The organism is Marinibacterium sp. SX1, from assembly GCF_050389775.1.
Classification (GTDB): domain Bacteria; phylum Pseudomonadota; class Alphaproteobacteria; order Rhodobacterales; family Rhodobacteraceae; genus Marinibacterium.
Map to the genome: position 1 here is coordinate 3,449,589 of NZ_CP177144.1, position 17,465 is coordinate 3,467,053.

The following is a 17,465-nucleotide window of genomic DNA, read 5'->3' on the forward strand; positions in this document are numbered from 1 at the left end:
CCCGCCACCTTCCCAACTTCCGGCAAGGGCCCCTCTTACAACACCCGCGCCCGCGGCCTGCGCCACCGTGCCGCCGGCTCAATCATCAGCTCGAACAGCGCCCAGACCAGCGCATCCACCCGGTCCGGCGATCCCCGCCCCTCAAAGCCCCTGACCGTCATCTGCATCATCTGCTCTTCCAAACGGTCCAGCCCGCCCACATGGCGCACCCGGCCCTGCTCGTAGAGCGCCGCCACCGGCTCGGCCCGCGCGCCTTTTCCCTGCGCCGCATGCACCGTCTTCAGGGGCACCAGCGGATCGACCTGCCGCAGCACCTCGGTCACCAGCTGCCCCCCCTGGTTCACCTCGGCCACCAGCCGATCGCCCCCGAACCGCTCCATCGCCCGCAGCGCCGCCGCCGCCCAGCCCGAGGGCGACACCCCATCGACCGTGCAATCGCCAAGCACATAGGCCCGCCAATCCTGCGGCGGCCCCTGGGTCACGGCCCCCACGGCCACGATCCCGCAGGCATCGCTGCCCCCCACCGACGGGTCCAGCCCGACCACCACCCGGTCCAGCTCGGGCAATTGCTCGACAAACGCCGCATCCAGCATCGCCCCGGTCCAGAGCGCGCCCTTCACATCCGTCAGCATGACCCCGTCCAGCTCCTGTCGGCCCAGCCGCGTGCCGGCGTATCTCGCCCGCACCTCTTCGAGGAAGGACGCCGCCAGGTTCGCCCGGTTGGCTTCGGTCGGCGCATGGGTCACCACCGTCGACGGCGTCTCCAGCAACCGTTTCAGCGCAACCACGTTGCGCGGCGTCGTTGTCACGCAGACCCGCGGATCCTCCCCCAGCCGCAGCGCGAATTGCAGCATGTCCCAGGTCTCCTCGCCCTTCTTCCACTTGGCCAGCTCGTCCACCCAGGCCCCGTCGAACTGCGGCCCGCGCAGCCCCTCGGGATCATGCGCCGAAAAGGCCTGGGCCTCGGCCCCGTTGTGCCAGACCAGCTTGCGCTCCCCGGCCTTCCAGTCCGGCCGCCGGTCGGGCGGCGAACAGGCCATGATCCCGCTGTCGCCAAAGATCATCACGTCGCGCACCTGGTCGAAGGTCTCGCCCACCAGCGCGATGCGCCGGCACGGGCCCCGGTCGGTCGGCTTGGCCCCCTCGACCCGGCTGCGCACCCATTCCGCCCCGGCCCTTGTCTTGCCCGCGCCCCGGCCGCCCATCACCACCCAGGCCCGCCAATCGCCCTCGGGCGGCATCTGGTGATCCAGCGCCCAGAACTCGAACAGGTAAGGAAGGGCGCAAAGCGCGCCCTCCCCAAGCCCGTCGAGAAACTCAGCCCTTGCCGCAGCAGGTGCGGAGGCGACCAAGGCGGCACCCGATCTCAGCTCGAGCGACGTCAAGGTCGAGCGCGTATCCCCCGCGCACGATTCCGGCTTTCCGGTTGCAGATTTCAGCAAGGCTCACCTCCGTTTTCATGCAATTTCGGGCAAGCTGATCCACCGCCGCGATCTCCTTCGCGCCGGCGGCCAGGTCCTGGGGCTCGCCGCTGTCGATCTTCTGTTTCAGCGCCACCGCCGTGCGGCGCAGGTCGCTCAGGCTTTCCTGCAGCGCGCGCAGCAGGTCGGCCGTGCTCTCGGTATCCTTGGTCAGGTCCTGTTGGGTAATCAGAGTCATTGTCTGCCTCTTGGGGTTGTTATCGGTTCTGGTTTGTCCCCGTCGCGAACGCGCAAACGAAAAAACGGCCGCCCGGGTATCCCCGGGGGCCGTTTCCGACAGCTTGTCCAGCATGTCACAATCTATAGTTGCGTCCGCTCGCAAAGTCAACGCGTTGCGCAACAACGGGCTCTAACCGCCCGGAACGATTACCAAATCGTGAAAACCACCCCCGGTCCGACCGGAGGCGGCAAAGGTTAATTCCCGGCCCGTTCCGCCTCGATCTGGCGCCACTTGGCCACGTTGGCATTGTGCTCGTCCAGCGTGGTGGCAAAGGCATGGCCGCCGCTGCCGTCAGCCACGAAGAACAGGTAATCGGTGGCCTGCGGGCTGGCCGCCGCTTCCAGGCTGGCCATGCCGGGATTGGCGATGGGCGTCGGCGGCAAGCCGATGATGACATATGTATTCCAAGGCGTTGCGCGGCGAAGCTCGCTCTGACGCAACCCACGGCCCAACACGCCTTCGCCCTGGGTAATGCCATAGATCACCGTCGGGTCGGTCTGCAGCCGCATGCCCCGTTCCAGCCGGTTGGCAAAGACGCTGGCCACCTGGCCGCGTTCTTCGGGAACGCCGGTTTCCTTCTCGATGATCGAGGCCAGGATTAACAATTCCTCGGGGCTGTCGACCGGCACATCGGCGCTCCGGCCTTCCCAGGCCGCGCCAACGCGCAACAGCTGCACCGCTTCCATCTCGTCCAGAAGCGCCTGGCGCGCGCCGCCGTTCACCACTTCGTAACTGTCGGGCGCCAGCATGCCCTCGTCGGGCACCTCGGCAATGGTGCCGTCCAGCATGTCCATCGCCTTCAGCCCCTCGACCACCTGCCAGCTGGTCGTACCCTCGGCCACGACCATGCGGTAACGCGTGTCGCTTTCCTCGCGGGCGGCACTGTATTCCTGCGGCAGGGCCGTGCCTTCGGTCGGATCGAACTCGGCCGCCACGACAAAGCCGCCCTCGGCCGGGTCATAGGTCGTCACCTGGGCGGTGATCCGCGTCACGCCGATGCGATAGACCACTTCGGTGCCACAGGTCGATGCCCCGCCCCGCGTGATCTGCTCGACGATCTCTTCCATCGACGCGCCTTCGGGCACCAGGAAGCTGCCGGCCTTCAGGTCAGCCGACTTGCCCGCGTAATCCGCCCCGATGCGGAACAGCTTCTCGCTGCTCACCGCGCCCTGGTCCACCAGCGATTTCGACACCCGGGTCATGTTCGACCCGCGTTCCACCCGCAGGCAGATCGGCGCCTCAAGCGGCCCTTCGGCGCGATAGCTTTCCTGACCCCACAGCACCAGCCCGCCCACGAGGAACAGGCCGATGATCAGCAGGGTCAGGACATTGGACGCCAGGCTGCGCCACATCATGCAGCCTTTCCGAAGATCACGCTGGCATTGGTCCCGCCAAAGCCAAAGCTGTTGGACAGCACGATGTTGATCTCGCGCTCGACCTTGGCATTGGGCGCCAGGTCCAGCGGCGTGTCGATGGCCGGCGTGTCCAGGTTGATTGTCGGCGGAGCAACCTGGTCACGGATCGCCAGGATCGAAAAGATCGCCTCGACGGCCCCGGCCGCGCCCAGCAGGTGGCCAATCGACGACTTGGTCGACGACATGGTCACCTTGCCCGCCGCATTGCCCAGGATGCGCTCGACCGCGCCCAGCTCGATCGTGTCGGCCATGGTCGAGGTGCCATGGGCGTTGATGTAGTCGATGGCATCCGCTTCCAGCCGCGCCGATTTCAGCGCCGCCTTCATCGCCCGTTCGGCCCCGTCGCCATCCTCGGACGGCGCGGTGATGTGATAGGCATCGCCCGACAGGCCATAGCCCAGCACCTCGGCATAGATCTTGGCCCCGCGCGCCACGGCATGGTCGTATTCTTCCAGCACGACAACGCCCGCGCCTTCGCCCATGACAAAGCCGTCACGGTCGGAATCATAGGGCCGGCTGGCCACTTCGGGCGTATCGCGGAACTTGGTCGACAGGGCCTTGCAGGCGTTGAACCCGGCAATCCCGATCTCGGAAATCGCCGCTTCGGTCCCGCCGGCCACCATCACGTCGGCATCGCCGTACTGGATCAGCCGCGCGGCATCGCCGATGGCATGGGTGCCCGTCGCACAGGCCGTCACCACCGCATGGTTCGGCCCCTGGAACCCGTACTTGATGCTGACCTGGCCCGAGACCAGGTTGATCAGCGCGCCGGGGATAAAGAACGGCGACACCCGCCGCGGGCCGCGGTCACGCAGCAGCAGCGAGGTTTCGGCGATCGAGTTCAGCCCGCCGATGCCCGACCCGATCATCACGCCCGTGCGCTCGCGGTCTTCCTTCTCGGCCGGGGTCCAGCCCGAATCCTCGACCGCCATGATGGCGGCGGCATAGCCGTAGAGGATAAAGTCATCGACCTTGCGCTGTTCCTTGGGTTCCATCCACTCGTTCGGATTGAACGTCGCATCCGACCCGTCGCCGCGGGGAACCTCGCAGGCATAATTCGTCGCCAGGTGGTCCGCGTCGAAACGGGTGATGGTCCCGGCCCCCGACTTCCCGTCGATCAGACGCGACCAGCTGGCTTCGACACCGCTTGCCAGGGGCGTCACCAGACCCAGCCCTGTCACAACCACTCTGCGCATTTCAGCCCTCTTGCCTCTCTCTCTTGTGCGAACCGCTCATACCGCGCCCCCCCGCCCATGGGCAAGGGGAACCGCGTTCGGCCCTTTTTTTCATCCCGCCGGCGGAGAATTGCGCCGGAGCAGAAGCACCTGCCCGGCCCCGTCCTCGACCACCCGCAGGCGTCCGTATCCCATTCGTGCCGCCAGCACCTTGCCGGCGGGGTCCGTGTCGCGCACCCGGCCGACCAGCGGGCCGGTCACCACGCGGTCGAACCAGTCATGTGCGGCCGACAGCGCCTCGGCGCCCAGCCCCTGGCCCTGCATCTCGGGCAGAAGCAGCACCGATGCCTCGGGGTAGGCATCGAAATCCTCGCCCAGTTCACTCACCGAAAACCGGAAACCCGCCTGGCCGATCACCCGGCGCGAGGCCCGGTCCTCGATCGCCCATTCGCCGAAGCCCGTCATGTGCCAATGGCCGGTGATCCGCAGGAACACGCCCCAGGCCTTGGACCGGCTCATCGGCCCGCCCGCCGCATGCCGCGCCGTGATCGGCGAGGCCCAGAGCGCGGCGAAGCCGTCGAAATCCTCGGGCCGCATGGCGCGCAGGGTCAGCCTGGCTGTGTTGATGTTCGGAATCGCTCGGATCATGCAGTCTTTTCGGGAGAAATCGGGATTGGCGTGCTGCCGCCCCCAACCTGTCCCCGCCGGGCGCCCGCTGCAAGGGGCTGCGTCGCCGGGAAACGAAAAATGGCGCCCTCCCGCCGGGAAAGCGCCACCTCGTCCGCGCCCCTCGGGGCACCGGATCGCCCTTACTGGGCGTCCTTGATGAACTTGACCGCGTCGCCGAAGGTCTGGATGGTCTCGGCGGCGTCGTCGGGGATCTCGATGCCGAACTCTTCTTCGAAGGCCATCACCAGTTCCACGGTGTCGAGGCTGTCCGCGCCGAGGTCGTCGATGAACGACGCATTTTCGGTCACCTTGTCCTCTTCCACACCCAGATGCTCAACAACGATCTTCTTCACGCGATCTTCGACGTCGCTCATGTCTGTTCCTCATTCCTTCCGGGCGGTTTGCCCTGATGTGATGCCTGTACCCGACCGGGTGGCCTGTTTTGCCCCCCTTTGCAAGGGGCAGCTCTGTCCCGGCAACACCGGGGCAACCACACCGGACGCATCGTCCGCCGTGGCCAAATGTGCGTGGCCTATAGCATACCAAATGGGGAAGGCAAACGTTTATGCAACCACGCTTTCACCACGTCATGGCCTGCAGGCACATGCCATATTTTGCGCCCAATCCCGGCGGCAATGCCGCGATGGGAACCCCTTGGCATACCACGCGCGCCAGCCCGCGCCCTGCCGGGCATGGGGAATCGGGGTTGGTGTCATCCCGCCCCGAAATCGGCGTGATCCTTGGAAAACAGCAGGAAAAGGCGGCCATCGCGATGGGTTTTCGCCGTCCTGAACGCCCCCGCCCGTCGGGCAGAGGCGCTGTGATGTAGCAAAGACGGGAATCACCGGCCCCGAGTGGGGCCGGCCGGTCCGTCAGACCATGGCCAGGCCGCCGTTCACATGCAGCGTCGAGCCGGTGACATAGCCGGCCTCGGCGCTGGCGAGATAGAGCACGCCGGCGGCGATTTCCTCGGGCGAGCCCATCCGGCCGGCGGGCACGTTGCCCAGGATGCCGGCGCGCTGGTCGTCGTTCAGCTTTTCGGTCATCGCCGTCTCGATGAAGCCCGGCGCCACGGCGTTGACCGTGATCCCGCGCGAGGCGACCTCGTAGGCCAGCGCCTTGGACATGCCGACCATGCCGGCCTTGGCCGCGCAGTAATTGCCCTGGCCGGGGTTGCCCGTGGCGCCCACGACCGACGAGATGTTGACGATGCGGCCCCAGCGGGCCTTCATCATGCCGCGCAGCACGCCGCGGCACAGCTTGAACGTGGCCGTCAGGTTGACGTCCAGCACGGTGTCCCAGTCTTCGTCGGACATGCGCATGAAGAGGTTGTCGCGGGTGATGCCGGCATTGTTGACCAGGATGTCGACAGCGCCCATCGCCTCGGCGGCCTGTTTCGGCAGCGCCGCGATGGCGGCGTCGTCGCCCAGGTTGCAGGGCAGCACGAAGGCCCGGTCGCCCAGCTCGGCGGCCAGCGCCTCGAGCGGCTCGGTCCGCGTGCCCGACAGGCCCACGTTGGCACCCGCGCCATGCAGGGCCCGTGCGATGGCCCCGCCAATTCCACCGGACGCACCGGTGATCAGGGCGCTCTTGCCCGTCAGATCGAACATGGAAATTTCTCCCCTTCGGCCCTTGGTATGCCCGGGCCGCTCGTCACGAGCTGCCCCGGGCCGGGCCAGGCTTTCAAGATACGGCTTCTGCCGAACGGGTTTCGGCCAGCGCGGCAACGGCGGCCACGACATCCTCGGGCGTGCCGATGGCACGCGAGCCGAGCGACCGGTCGATGCGCCGGGCCATGCCACAAAGCGCCTTGCCGGCGCCCAGTTCCCACAGCTCGGTCACGCCATGGGCGACCATGTATTCCACGCTTTCGCGCCAGCGCACGTTGCCGGTGACCTGGTCGACCAGCAGCGAGCAGATCGTTGCCGGATCGGTGACCGGGCGCGCCTCGACATTGGCGATCAGCGGCACGCGCAGGGTGCCGTGCTGAACGGACGACAGGGCCTGGGCCATGGCATGGGCGGCCGGTTCCATCAGCGCGCAATGGAACGGCGCGCTGACCGGCAGCATCACGACGCGCTTGGCGCCCTTTTCCTTGGCGATCTCGGCAGCGCGCTCGACGGCGGCACGATGGCCCGACACGACAACCTGGCTGGGATCGTTGTCATTGGCCGCGGCACAGACCTCGCCCTGGGCGGCCAGCGCGGCCACCTCTTCGACGGCCTCGAAGCCCAGCCCCAGCACGGCGGCCATGGCGCCCTGGCCCACCGGCACGGCCGATTGCATGGCCTCGCCCCGGGTGCGCAGCAGGCGCGCGGTATCGGCCACGCTGAACAGGCCCGACGCGGCCAGCGCCGAATATTCGCCCAGCGAATGGCCGGCCACGAACGCCGCCCGGCCGACATCGACACCTTCGCTTTCCAGCGCCCGCAGCGCGGCCATCGACGTGGCCATCAATGCCGGTTGCGCGTTCTCGGTCAGCGTCAGGGTCTCGATATCGCCATCCCAGATCAACGCGCTGAGCTTTTCGCCCAGGGCCTCGTCGACCTCTTCGAACACGGCCTTGGCGGCCGGATAGCTTTCGGCCAGGGCCTTGCCCATGCCGACGACCTGGGACCCCTGCCCCGGGAACACGAATGCGAGTGTCATCTGCCCTCAAACCCATCTGATGATTGGACGGTCATGTAGACCGCCATCGGGCGTCACACAACCCATGGCCAGTTTGCACGGCATATGTGCGCGGAGGATGCTTGCGGAAATGACGCAACGGCATAGGAAAGGTCGGGAATGGCCCATGGCCCGCAACGCCCGCCCCGAAAGGAGTTTCAATGCCCGCCGCTAACACCGCCAGCAGCTATGGCTCGGTGGCCCGTACCTTCCACTGGCTGACCGCCCTGCTGATCCTGGCTGCCTGGCCCATCGGCCTGATCGCCAACAACCTGTCGCACCAGATCCTGGATCCCCAGGTCCAGGTCACCGAAGCGCAGATCCTGCGCACCGTCTTCCTGTTCTCGATGCATAAAACATTGGGCGTTTCCGTGTTCTTCGTGGCCCTTGCGCGGATCGCCTGGGCCCTGACCCAACCCCGGCCCGGCCTGCTGAACGCCGATCGCAAGCTGGAATCCGGGCTGGCCGAAACGGTGCACTGGCTGCTCTATGGCAGCCTGGTCCTGGTGCCCCTGTCGGGCTGGATTCACCATGCCGCCACGACGGGCTATGCGCCCATCTGGTGGCCCTTTGGGCAGTCCCTTCCATTCGTGCCCAAGGATGCGGCCTGGGCCGAGATCGCGGGCGGGGTGCACGAGGTTCTGACCAAGGTCCTGCTGGTCTCGGTTCTGTTACATGTGGCCGGGGCCGTGAAACATCATGTGATCGATCGCGACGCCACCCTGCGCCGGATGGTCACCGGTCGGGGCGCCGATACGCCGGTTCCGGCCCATGGTCACAGCCTGGTGCCGCCGGTCCTGGCGCTGGTGCTGGCCGGGCTGGCGCTGGTCGGGGGCGGCTATGCCGGGGTCTATGGCCATGCCAGCGGTGCCACCGGCGGCGGCGCGCTGGCCGAGGTCGCCTCGGACTGGACGGTCGACGAGGGCAGCCTGCAGATCACCGTGCAGCAGATGGGCTCCGAGGTGACGGGCAGCTTTGCCGACTGGACTGCCGCCATCAGCTTCGAGCCCCGCGACACGCCCGGGTCGGCCGGCACGGTCGAGGTGACCGTCGCCATCCCTTCGCTGACCCTGGGCACGGTGACCAGCCAGGCCATGGGCGGCGAGTATTTCGACGCCGAGGCCTTCCCCACGGCCAGTTTCGTGGCCGAGATCCTGCGCACCGAAGACGGCTATGTCGCGCCGGGCACGCTGACCATCCGCGACACGCCGGTGGCGGCCGAGCTGCCCTTCACGCTGGAACTGGACGGCGACACAGCGCGGATGGCCGGCCAGATGCAGGTGGACCGGATGGATTTCGGCATCGGCAGCGGCGTGAAGGATGAAAAGACACTGGCCTTCGGTGTGACCATCGACGTGGCCCTGACCGCCACGCGCGGCGCCGGCGGCTGACCCGCCCTTCGCCCGGGCCGTGCCTTGGCCGGCCCGGGCGCTGATCGCCCCGGGCGGTGGGCACTTCCGCGCCACACGGGCAGCACGGTCCCCGGCACCCAAGCGCAACGCGCTCCGCCGCACCCGGGCGCAACGCTCTCTCCGCCCGCATCCAAGCGCAATACACCCTCCGCCTGTACCCGGGCGCAATACACTTGCCACCGCACCCAGGCGGTGCGCCCCCACCGCACCCGGGCGGCGCGCCCCCACCGCACCCGGGCGGTGCGCCCCTCGGGTCCCGGGCACCATGCCCCAGCTGCCAGGTGCCGCGCGCTCCCGCATCACGCCCGGGCGCCACATTCTCCCGATCCCGGGCATTGCGCCCCTCCGCGTCCGGGCACCGCACCTCGCCCGCCATAACTAAAAAACCGCCGGCCCCATGACGGGACCGGCGGTCTTGCTTTCTGCCGTCATCCGCCCGAAGGCGGCGCGGATCACTCGGCTTTCATCGCCTCGAGCGAGATCTCGACAGCCACTTCGTCGCTGACGTAGGGCGCGAAGGCGCCGACATTGTAATCCGAGCGCACCAGCGTGGTGGTGGCCGAGAAACCGGCCCAGGGCTTGCCTTCCATCGGGTGGTCGCCGGCCTGGTTCAGCTTGGCGTCCAGCACGACTTCCTTGGTCACGCCGTTCAGCGTCAGGTCGCCGGTGATCAGCGCGGTATCCTCGCCGGTCACTTCGATCGAGGTCGAGGTGAAGGTCACCATCTCGTCTTCGGTGGCCCCGAAGAAGTCATCCGACATGAAATGGTCGAACCGGCCTTCCCAGCCGGTCAGCATCGACATCACCGGCATCGACACGGTGACCGACGAATTGGCCGGCTCTTCGGCGTCGAACATGATCTCGCCCTCGAAGCCCGAGAACATGCCGTAGCCGGTCGAATAACCGAGGTGGTTATAGGAAAACACGATCTGGCTGTGGCTGGGGTCGAGCACGTATTTCTCCGGCTCGGCAAAGGCTGCGGTGGCTGCCGCGACCGCGAAACCGGCGGCCAGAAGGGGGGTTTTCATGTGAAGTCTCCATGTCGACTGAAAAAACATCCGTGCCAGTCATGTGCTGTGGCGGGGTCGTGCCGCAACTGCACAATTCCCCACAGGACCTGTGAAACGGCGAACAGCCCTGCCTGCCGCTTGGGCACGGATCCGCCGGACGACCGACGCCGCCCCCGAAACAAGAGGACGGCGCCGGATCGTCGCCGGAGTGGTAACGGGCTGAAAACGGGGGTGTATCGCGGCCTAGGCGCAGAGCGGGCCGAACTGGTCGCGCAGCTCGGCGCGCATGCCGGCATCGGGCACGGGCAATGTCAGGAAGGGCGTGCCGTCGGTGTCCCACAGGTCGATCGCCCCCGACGAGATATAGACCGCGCCAAAGGTGTCATAGCCCCGGCTGAGGATCGTCTCGCTGCGGCCCTGGTTGTTGCGCTGTGTGATGCGCAGCTCGCGCCGGCGGGCATCGAAATGCACCTCGGGCTTGGTTTCGTCGTGGTTGCGCATCAACAGCGCCACGCCGCAGAACAGGAAGAACAGCGAGGCCACCAGCTTCATCATGCGCAGATGGGCCATGTCGGTCATGCCGGCCGGGTCGGGCAGCATCCACATCACGGCCGAACAGATGACCAGCAGCGTGCCGGCAACCTGGAAGATGATCCGCTGGACGTTGCGCCGGGTGTCGAAGGTCAGCCTGACCGGGCGTTGCGTCGACTTCCGCCGGGGCCGCGAGGGAACGACCGGCTCGGAAATCATGGTCGGATCAAGGGATGTCATCGTTAATGTGCTCCTGCACGTCATGGTGCGAGGCACAACCAGACCGCGCCCCATGCCGCGATCCTGCAGGATTTCACGGCAACTTTGGGGCAAGCATTGGAAAATGGAATGGCATCCCTCCCGTCTGCCCGCCCCGCGGCCACCGGCGGTTGCGGCCCGGCCCCGACAGACCCGCCCGGGGCGATGGCGCTTGATCCCTGCACAGAACCGTGTATAGGGGCATCTCCCCGCATCACGCATGAAACGCGCAGTCTCTCGTGGTGGGACCGCGGGGCCCGACCGTCCCGCCTATGAAATGCGCCCAGATAGAAGCAGGAGTGCACATGCCGCTTTACGAGCATGTCTTCATCGCGCGTCAGGACCTGTCCAACGCGCAGGCCGAAGGGCTGATCGAACATTTCGGTGCCGTTCTGAACGACAACGGCGGCCACATCGTCGACCAGGAATACTGGGGCGTGAAGACGATGGCCTACAAGATCAACAAGAACCGCAAGGGCCACTACGCCTTTCTCAAGACCAATGCACCGGCGCCGGCCATCCAGGAAATGGAACGCCTGATGCGCCTGCATGACGACGTCATGCGCGTGCTGACCATCAAGGTCGACGAACACGCCGAAGGCCCGTCCATCCAGATGCAGAAGCGCGACGAGCGGGACAACCGCCGCGAGCGCCGCTGATCGCTTGAGAAACAGGAGCTAAACCATGGCCGCAAAACCGTTTTTCCGCCGCCGCAAGGTCTGCCCCTTCTCGGGCGACAATGCACCCGCAATCGACTACAAGGACACTCGTCTGCTGCAGCGCTACATCTCCGAGCGCGGCAAGATCGTGCCCTCGCGTATCACCGCCGTCTCGGCGAAGAAGCAGCGTGAACTGGCCCGCGCCATCAAGCGCGCCCGCTTCCTCGCCCTGCTGCCCTACGCGGTCAAGTAAGGAGCAAGCACATGCAAGTCATCCTTCTCGAACGGGTCGCCAAGCTTGGCCAGATGGGCGAAGTCGTCGACGTCAAGCCGGGCTATGCCCGCAACTACCTGCTGCCCCAGAAAAAGGCGCTGACCGCTTCGAAAGCCAATATCGCCGCCTTCGAAGACCAGAAAGCCCAGCTGGAAGCACGCAACCTGGAAACCCGCAAGGAAGCCGAAGCGCTTGGCGAAAAGCTGGACGGCCAGCAGTTCGTCGTGATTCGCCAGGCCTCCGACGGCGGCTCGCTCTACGGTTCGGTCACGCCGCGTGACGCGGCCGACGCGGCCACGGCCGACGGGTTCTCGATCGACCGCAAGCAGGTGCTGATCGCCAAGCCGATCAAGGACCTGGGCCTGCACGACGTGCACGTCACGCTGCACCCCGAGGTCGAAGTGATCATCAAGCTGAACGTCGCGCGTTCGCCCGAAGAGGCCGAGCTGCAGGCGTCGGGCAAGTCGATCCAGGAGCTGGCCGCCGAAGAGGAAGCCGCTGCGGAATTCGAGATTGCCGAGCTGTTCGAGGACATCGGTTCGGCCGCGTCCGACGACGACGACCTGGGCCCGGTGGCCGATGCCGCCGAAGCTTCGGAAGACGACACGAACAACGCCTGATCCACTTTGGATCACTGTTGACGGACCAGGGGCCGCGCCGGGAAACCGGGGCGGCCCTTTCCTGTCTCAGCCCTTCGGCATTGCCCCGCCGGGCGGGCTTGCCCGCCCCACCGGGCGGTCGCGCGGGCCACATGCCCTGCCCGAACACGCCGCGAATCCCCGTCTGCCACATGGGCCGGGACGCATTCCGGCCCCGCTTTTCCGGGCCGTTTCAAGCCAAACCGGCCGGGCCGAGGCCCGCAGCCCGGCAATGGCCGGATCGTGCCGCAGAAGCGGGCCGGCGGGCAGATCCTTGCCGATGAGGGTGGACAGGAGGGAATTGAAGGCTAGGCAGATCGTTTTGGACCGGGTTATTAGACCGCATGACCCATCTGATCCGCCCCCTGATCATTGCCGTCATGGCCGCGACGCTCGCGACGGCAGGATGCACGAGCAGCAAGCAGGACGACACGTCCGCCAAGCTGCAATTCGCCGCCAATGAACCTCCGCTCTATCCCAACGAGACACCGGAGCTTCGGGCAAAGATCAACAAGTGGGCCGACCACTACGAGGTGCCCCGGTCCCTGGTGCACCGCGTGGTGATCCGCGAAAGCACCCACCGGCCCTGGGCGCGCAACGGGCCCTATTACGGGCTGATGCAGATCCTGCCGGCCACCGCGCGGGGGATGGGCTATGGCGGCAATGCCGAGGGGCTGCTGGATGCCGATACCAACCTGGAATACGCGGTGAAGTACCTGCGCGGCGCCTGGCTGGTGTCCGACGGCAACCCGTCGGAGGCGGTGGGCTGGTACGCCAAGGGATATTACTACGAGGCCAAGCGCCTCGACATGCTGGAAGAGACCGGCCTGCGCTGAGCCGGTGCTTTCGGGCACGGGCAACATCAGGCAGTGGCGGATGTAGGGCGGGGATTTCCCCGCCTTTTCCTTTGGGGTCCCGGCGATTCGTACTGGGGCCAAGTCCCGAGGGCACAAGGCGGCGGGTGTTGTCGGACGGGGGCGTCCCCGCCTGTCTCGTGGGCGCCACCATCGCCCCATGCCAAGAGCCGCATCCTCCACAGCGCGCGCGCCTGCCCGGCTCCCCGACCGGGCAGAGCGGCGGTCAGACGGTCTTGTGGCGCCGGAATTGTTCCGGCGTGCCGCAGCGATAGCTGCTGATCCGCCAGTCGGGATGGGTGGCCGTCCATTCGGCCAGGTGGGGCTGGGCGTTCATCAGACAGGCCATCGGCGTCATCTGTTCGCTGAACAGCAGGCTGCGTTCCTCGCAGACCGTGGGGCTGGTCTGCAGGCAGGTCACGAATACAAGAGCGATCATTCGTATCTCCTTTGGGCTACCGCTCGACAAGGCTTCGCCATGGCGAAACCATCTGGCTCCTCCCCAAAAGTCCGGTTGATCCTGCGTACGGTCTGTTAGGACTTTCTCCCGCCCGGACGCCCCTGAATTACGGCGCCGGACGGACAATGCGTTCATGCTGCGATGCAGCGTAAATGAAAAGACCTTATACTTCGTGAATCCCGGAAATCCTCGACCATGGTTAACGGCGCCCAAAAAACGGGCATTCCGCAGACCACCCGACCGACACGACCCCCGGCCAAACCGCCCCTGCCGACAACGGCCAACCATGTCCCCAATGGAAAAGGGCCGGCGCAGCGGCCGGCCCTTTCACCATGATGTCCCCTCAGGTGCGAAGAAGCGCTTACGCGTCTTCTTCCTCCAGTGCCTCGACGGCTTCTTTCAGCTCGTCCTTGGTCACGTCCTTTTCCGAGATCTGGGCCAGTTCGAAGATGTAGTCAACCACCTTGTCTTCGAAGATCGGCGCCCGCAGCTGCTGCTGCATCTGCGCGTTCTGCTGGACGAACTCGAAGAACTGGCGTTCCTGGCCCGGGTACTGGCGCGCCTGCGCCATGATCGCCTGGGTCATCTCGGCATCCGAAACCTCGACCTCGGCCTTCTGGCCCAGCTCGGCCAGCAGTAGGCCCAGGCGCACGCGGCGCTCGGCCAGGGTGTTGTGCTCGTCGGTCGGCTCGATCTCGGCGTGGTCATGGCCCTGCACGTCGGGGTTTTCCTCGTGCCACAGCTGGTGCGCGATCTGCTTGGCCTCGGCCTCGACCAGGCTCGGCGGCAGGTCGAAGGACACCACGCCGTCCAGCGCGTCCAGCAGCTTGCGCTTGAGGACCGACCGGGCCGCGCCGGCATATTCGGCTTCCAGGCGCTCGGTGATCTGGCCTTTCAGGGCCTCGAGATCCTCGGCGCCGAACTTCTTGGCCAGCTCGTCGTCGATCTCGGCCGCCTTGGGCGACTTGACCTCTTTCACGGTGCAGTCAAAGACCGCTTCCTTGCCGGCCAGGTGAGCGGCGCCGTATTCCTCGGGGAAGGTCACGGTCACGGCCTTTTCCTCGCCGCCCTTCACGCCGACCAGCTGCTCTTCGAAGCCGGGGATGAAGCTGCCCGAGCCCAGGACCAGCGGGTAATCTTCGGCCGAACCGCCGTCGAAGGCTTCGCCGTCGACCTTGCCCACGAAGTCAAAGACCACCTGGTCGCCGTCTTCGGCCGCGCCGTCCTTGGCTTCGAAATCCTGGGCGTTCTCGGCCAGGCTTTCCAGGGCTTCGGTCACCGAGGCCTCGTCGGCCTTGACCACCATCTTCTCGAGCGAGATCACCGACAGGTCGACCTCGGGGATCGCCGGCAGGGCTTCGTAGGTCATTTCGACCTCGACGTCGTCACCCTCTTTCCAGTCCTCGTTGGTCATCTTGACCTGGGGCTGCAGGGCCGGCCGGTCGCCGCTGTCCTCGAAATGCTTGTTCATGGCGCCGTCGATGCTTTCCTGCATGACTTCGCCAAGGATACGCTGGCCGAACTGGCGCTTGAGCAGCGGCAGGGGCACCTTGCCCTTGCGGAAGCCCTTCATCTCGATGTCGGGCTGGGCTTCGGTCAGCTTTTCCATGACCTTTTCTTCCAGCTCGGCCGCGGACACCGTGATGGCGTAGCCGCGTTTCAGACCCTCGTTCAGCGTCTCGGTAACCTGCATATCGTCTTTCCCCATGGCTCAACCCCGCGGGGAGCCCCCACGCGGCGCGCGAAAATTTGGCACCTTCTATGTGGCGGGCCGGACCTGTGCAAGCGGCTAACGGCGATTGAGGGGGTTTGGCCGGCGAAAACCGCCGGTCTTCAAGGAAACAAGGGGGCCCGGGGGGCCCGGACGAGGCTGCGAATCGCTTGAGGCGGGCCGTTCACACCCCTCGCCACGCCATGGTCCGGCCATCGGCTGACAGCCGTTCCCCCCGGCCCCGCGTGGACGGGCAGTCGGTCGGTTCCTTGCGCGGGCCTGTCCGCGACCGGCCGTCACATCACGAGCCCGGCAGGCGTCCGGTGGTCACATTCTCCGGCCCAGGACGCGCATCGCACAACACGGCAGGCGGTCGCCGACGCCTCGGCGCGTCCCGCCATGCGATCGCCCGTTGCGTCGCGTGGCCCGGCAGATGGCCGGCGGGGACATCGCGCCCCCTGCCCGCCACCGGCCGGCGCACCATCCGCCCCGGCCGCCTGCCAGCGCCAAGGATCAGCCGGTGAACCGCTCGGCCCCGGCCAGCCGGCCCGGCGCCAGCTGCGCGGCGTCCAGCCCTTCGGCAGCGATGTCGGCCGGTACCGGCCGGCCGAGGAGCTGGGCGGCGGCAAAGCGGGCCAGCGCGGGGGCGGACTGGATGCCATAGCCGCCCTGCCCGGCCAGCCAGTAGAACCCCGGCACCACGTCGGACCAGCCGGCCACCGGTTCCTTGTCCGCGACAAAACTGCGCAGACCGGCCCATTGGCTTTCGACACGCCGGATATCCAGGTCGCAGGCCGTCATCACCCGGTCGATGCAGATCGCCACGTCCAGCTCGTCGGGCTGGGCATCGGCGGGCATCTGGGGATCCTCGTTGGCCGGCGAGATCAGCAACCGGCCGGCATCGGGCTTCATGTACCAGGTCTCGGCCGCGTTCACGACCAGCGGCCAGGCCTGCACGTCCATGCCTTCGGGCGCGGCGACGATCAACGCCGTGCGGCGCTTGGGCACCAGCCCGATCGGTTCGGCCCCGGCCATTTCGCCCAGCTGGTCGGCCCAGGCCCCGGCGGCATTGACCACCACCGGCGCGCGCCAGCTGCCCTTGCGCGTGCGGGCCTCCCACAGGCCATCGGCGTCGCGGGTCAGGGCCTCGACCCGGGCATCGGTCGCAACCGTGCCCCCGCCGGCCCGCAGCATGCGCAGGAAGCCCTGGTGCATCCGCGCCACGTCGATATCCGAGCCGCCATGGTTCAGCGCCCCGTCGACGGCATAGCCCGCCTTCAGCACCGGCACGGCCCGGCGGATCGCCTCGGCATCCAGGTCTTCGAACTGGTCGCGCCCGACCTCGTCGCGGGTGGTTTCCAGCAGTGCGCGTTCCTCTTCGGGCGCCACGAAGAGCGAGGCCCGGGGCGATATCAGCGGTCCCTCGCCGAAGATCTCGGGCGGGTTGGTGAAGAAATCGAGCCCCGCCCGGGTCAGCGCGCGCATGGCCCTTGGGCCATAGGTCGGTTCGTACATCGCGGCGGACCGGCCGGTGGTGTGATAGCCCGGCTGGCTTTCGGCTTCGAGAAGGATGACCCGGGCCGAACCGGCCAGCATCGCCGCGACCGAGGCCCCGGCCATGCCGCCGCCGATCACCAGGATGTCGGCATCCCCCGCGTCCCGAGCGGTGTCCCGGGCCGTGGCGCTGTCGGTATCCCCGGGCATGGCGCTGCCCGCGTCCCGGCCCCCGTCATGTCCCGTGTCATGTTCCGTGGTGCCGCCCGTGTCCTGGCCGGCGTCCTGGCCCGTGGCACGGCCCGTGGGCCGGCCGGCGTCTTCCCTCAAGGCGCTGCCCGTGTCCTGCCCCATGGCGCTGCCCATATCCCGGCCCGCGTCTGTGTCGGCGGTGTTCCCCGTGCCCTCGCCTGTGGCGCCCGTCCCTGCGTTGATGTCAGACATTGTCGTCCTGCCCTTCCGACTTACTTCCGTTGCGGCCCTTCATGGGCCAGCGCCGGGCCAAGTACCAGCCCGCGCCCGGTCCGCCGCGCCCTT

At 67.2% G+C, this 17,465-nt stretch carries 18 protein-coding genes; 5 read left to right on the top strand and 13 right to left on the bottom strand.

What is annotated here, in order from left to right; all coding sequences use genetic code 11:
• Positions 1-35: 35 nt before the first annotated feature.
• The 8 genes from ACK3BB_RS15595 to fabD form a co-directional block, all read right to left on the bottom strand.
• Positions 36-1,241, bottom strand: coding sequence for a DNA-packaging protein (locus ACK3BB_RS15595; protein ID WP_428928750.1), 1,206 nt, complete (start codon positions 1,239-1,241; stop codon positions 36-38).
• 76 nt (positions 1,242-1,317) lie between these two features.
• A complete protein-coding gene (locus ACK3BB_RS15600; RefSeq protein ID WP_428925561.1) occupies positions 1,318-1,659 on the bottom strand; it encodes a hypothetical protein in 342 nt (113 codons plus the stop codon).
• A gap of 236 nt (positions 1,660-1,895) precedes the next feature.
• Positions 1,896-3,053, bottom strand: a complete 1,158-nt coding sequence (gene mltG / locus ACK3BB_RS15605; RefSeq protein WP_428928751.1) for an endolytic transglycosylase MltG — start codon at positions 3,051-3,053, stop codon at positions 1,896-1,898.
• The gene (gene fabF, locus ACK3BB_RS15610; RefSeq protein ID WP_428925562.1) at positions 3,053-4,312 is read right to left on the bottom strand and encodes a beta-ketoacyl-ACP synthase II; all 1,260 of its coding nucleotides are present in this window, start codon (positions 4,310-4,312) and stop codon (positions 3,053-3,055) included. The genes mltG and fabF overlap by 1 nt, the downstream gene beginning before the upstream one ends.
• A gap of 90 nt (positions 4,313-4,402) precedes the next feature.
• Positions 4,403-4,939 carry a GNAT family N-acetyltransferase gene (locus tag ACK3BB_RS15615; RefSeq protein ID WP_428925563.1) on the bottom strand — a complete coding sequence of 179 codons (537 nt, stop codon included), beginning with the start codon at positions 4,937-4,939 and terminating at the stop codon, positions 4,403-4,405.
• A gap of 161 nt (positions 4,940-5,100) precedes the next feature.
• The gene (locus ACK3BB_RS15620; protein WP_428925564.1) at positions 5,101-5,334 is read right to left on the bottom strand and encodes an acyl carrier protein; all 234 of its coding nucleotides are present in this window, start codon (positions 5,332-5,334) and stop codon (positions 5,101-5,103) included.
• 498 nt (positions 5,335-5,832) lie between these two features.
• Positions 5,833-6,570: a 3-oxoacyl-[acyl-carrier-protein] reductase gene (gene fabG, locus ACK3BB_RS15625; RefSeq protein ID WP_428925565.1), complete on the bottom strand. Its 738-nt coding sequence runs from the start codon at positions 6,568-6,570 to the stop codon at positions 5,833-5,835.
• Positions 6,571-6,643: 73 nt separating this feature from the next.
• The gene (fabD, locus tag ACK3BB_RS15630) at positions 6,644-7,609 is read right to left on the bottom strand and encodes an ACP S-malonyltransferase (protein WP_428925566.1); all 966 of its coding nucleotides are present in this window, start codon (positions 7,607-7,609) and stop codon (positions 6,644-6,646) included.
• A gap of 179 nt (positions 7,610-7,788) precedes the next feature.
• On the opposite strand from fabD, the gene ACK3BB_RS15635 reads away from it, so the two are divergent.
• Positions 7,789-9,018 (top strand): cytochrome b/b6 domain-containing protein, encoded by a 1,230-nt coding sequence (locus ACK3BB_RS15635; RefSeq protein WP_428925567.1) that lies wholly within the window; start codon positions 7,789-7,791, stop codon positions 9,016-9,018.
• 473 nt (positions 9,019-9,491) lie between these two features.
• On the opposite strand, the gene ACK3BB_RS15640 is transcribed toward ACK3BB_RS15635, so the two are convergent.
• Both ACK3BB_RS15640 and ACK3BB_RS15645 read right to left on the bottom strand, forming a co-directional pair.
• The gene (locus tag ACK3BB_RS15640) at positions 9,492-10,067 is read right to left on the bottom strand and encodes a YceI family protein (RefSeq protein ID WP_428925568.1); all 576 of its coding nucleotides are present in this window, start codon (positions 10,065-10,067) and stop codon (positions 9,492-9,494) included.
• Positions 10,068-10,292: 225 nt separating this feature from the next.
• Positions 10,293-10,820: a hypothetical protein gene (locus tag ACK3BB_RS15645; RefSeq protein ID WP_428925569.1), complete on the bottom strand. Its 528-nt coding sequence runs from the start codon at positions 10,818-10,820 to the stop codon at positions 10,293-10,295.
• Positions 10,821-11,143: 323 nt separating this feature from the next.
• On the opposite strand from ACK3BB_RS15645, the gene rpsF reads away from it, so the two are divergent.
• From rpsF to ACK3BB_RS15665, 4 genes are all read left to right on the top strand, one after another.
• Positions 11,144-11,497 carry a 30S ribosomal protein S6 gene (rpsF, locus tag ACK3BB_RS15650; RefSeq protein ID WP_428925570.1) on the top strand — a complete coding sequence of 118 codons (354 nt, stop codon included), beginning with the start codon at positions 11,144-11,146 and terminating at the stop codon, positions 11,495-11,497.
• A 25-nt stretch (positions 11,498-11,522) separates the two neighbouring features.
• The gene (rpsR, locus tag ACK3BB_RS15655; protein ID WP_005852865.1) at positions 11,523-11,750 is read left to right on the top strand and encodes a 30S ribosomal protein S18; all 228 of its coding nucleotides are present in this window, start codon (positions 11,523-11,525) and stop codon (positions 11,748-11,750) included.
• Between the two features lie 11 nt (positions 11,751-11,761).
• The gene (gene rplI, locus ACK3BB_RS15660; protein ID WP_428925571.1) at positions 11,762-12,391 is read left to right on the top strand and encodes a 50S ribosomal protein L9; all 630 of its coding nucleotides are present in this window, start codon (positions 11,762-11,764) and stop codon (positions 12,389-12,391) included.
• Positions 12,392-12,753: 362 nt separating this feature from the next.
• Positions 12,754-13,245 carry a transglycosylase SLT domain-containing protein gene (locus ACK3BB_RS15665; RefSeq protein WP_428925572.1) on the top strand — a complete coding sequence of 164 codons (492 nt, stop codon included), beginning with the start codon at positions 12,754-12,756 and terminating at the stop codon, positions 13,243-13,245.
• Between the two features lie 244 nt (positions 13,246-13,489).
• Here the strand turns inward: ACK3BB_RS15665 and ACK3BB_RS15670 are convergent, their stop codons facing one another.
• The 3 genes from ACK3BB_RS15670 to ACK3BB_RS15680 form a co-directional block, all read right to left on the bottom strand.
• Complete coding sequence (locus tag ACK3BB_RS15670; protein ID WP_428925573.1) at positions 13,490-13,702, bottom strand: hypothetical protein; 213 nt, start codon at positions 13,700-13,702, stop codon at positions 13,490-13,492.
• A 382-nt stretch (positions 13,703-14,084) separates the two neighbouring features.
• The gene (gene tig / locus ACK3BB_RS15675; protein WP_428925574.1) at positions 14,085-15,416 is read right to left on the bottom strand and encodes a trigger factor; all 1,332 of its coding nucleotides are present in this window, start codon (positions 15,414-15,416) and stop codon (positions 14,085-14,087) included.
• Between the two features lie 531 nt (positions 15,417-15,947).
• Complete coding sequence (locus ACK3BB_RS15680; RefSeq protein WP_428925575.1) at positions 15,948-17,372, bottom strand: NAD(P)/FAD-dependent oxidoreductase; 1,425 nt, start codon at positions 17,370-17,372, stop codon at positions 15,948-15,950.
• Positions 17,373-17,465: the final 93 nt, after the last annotated feature.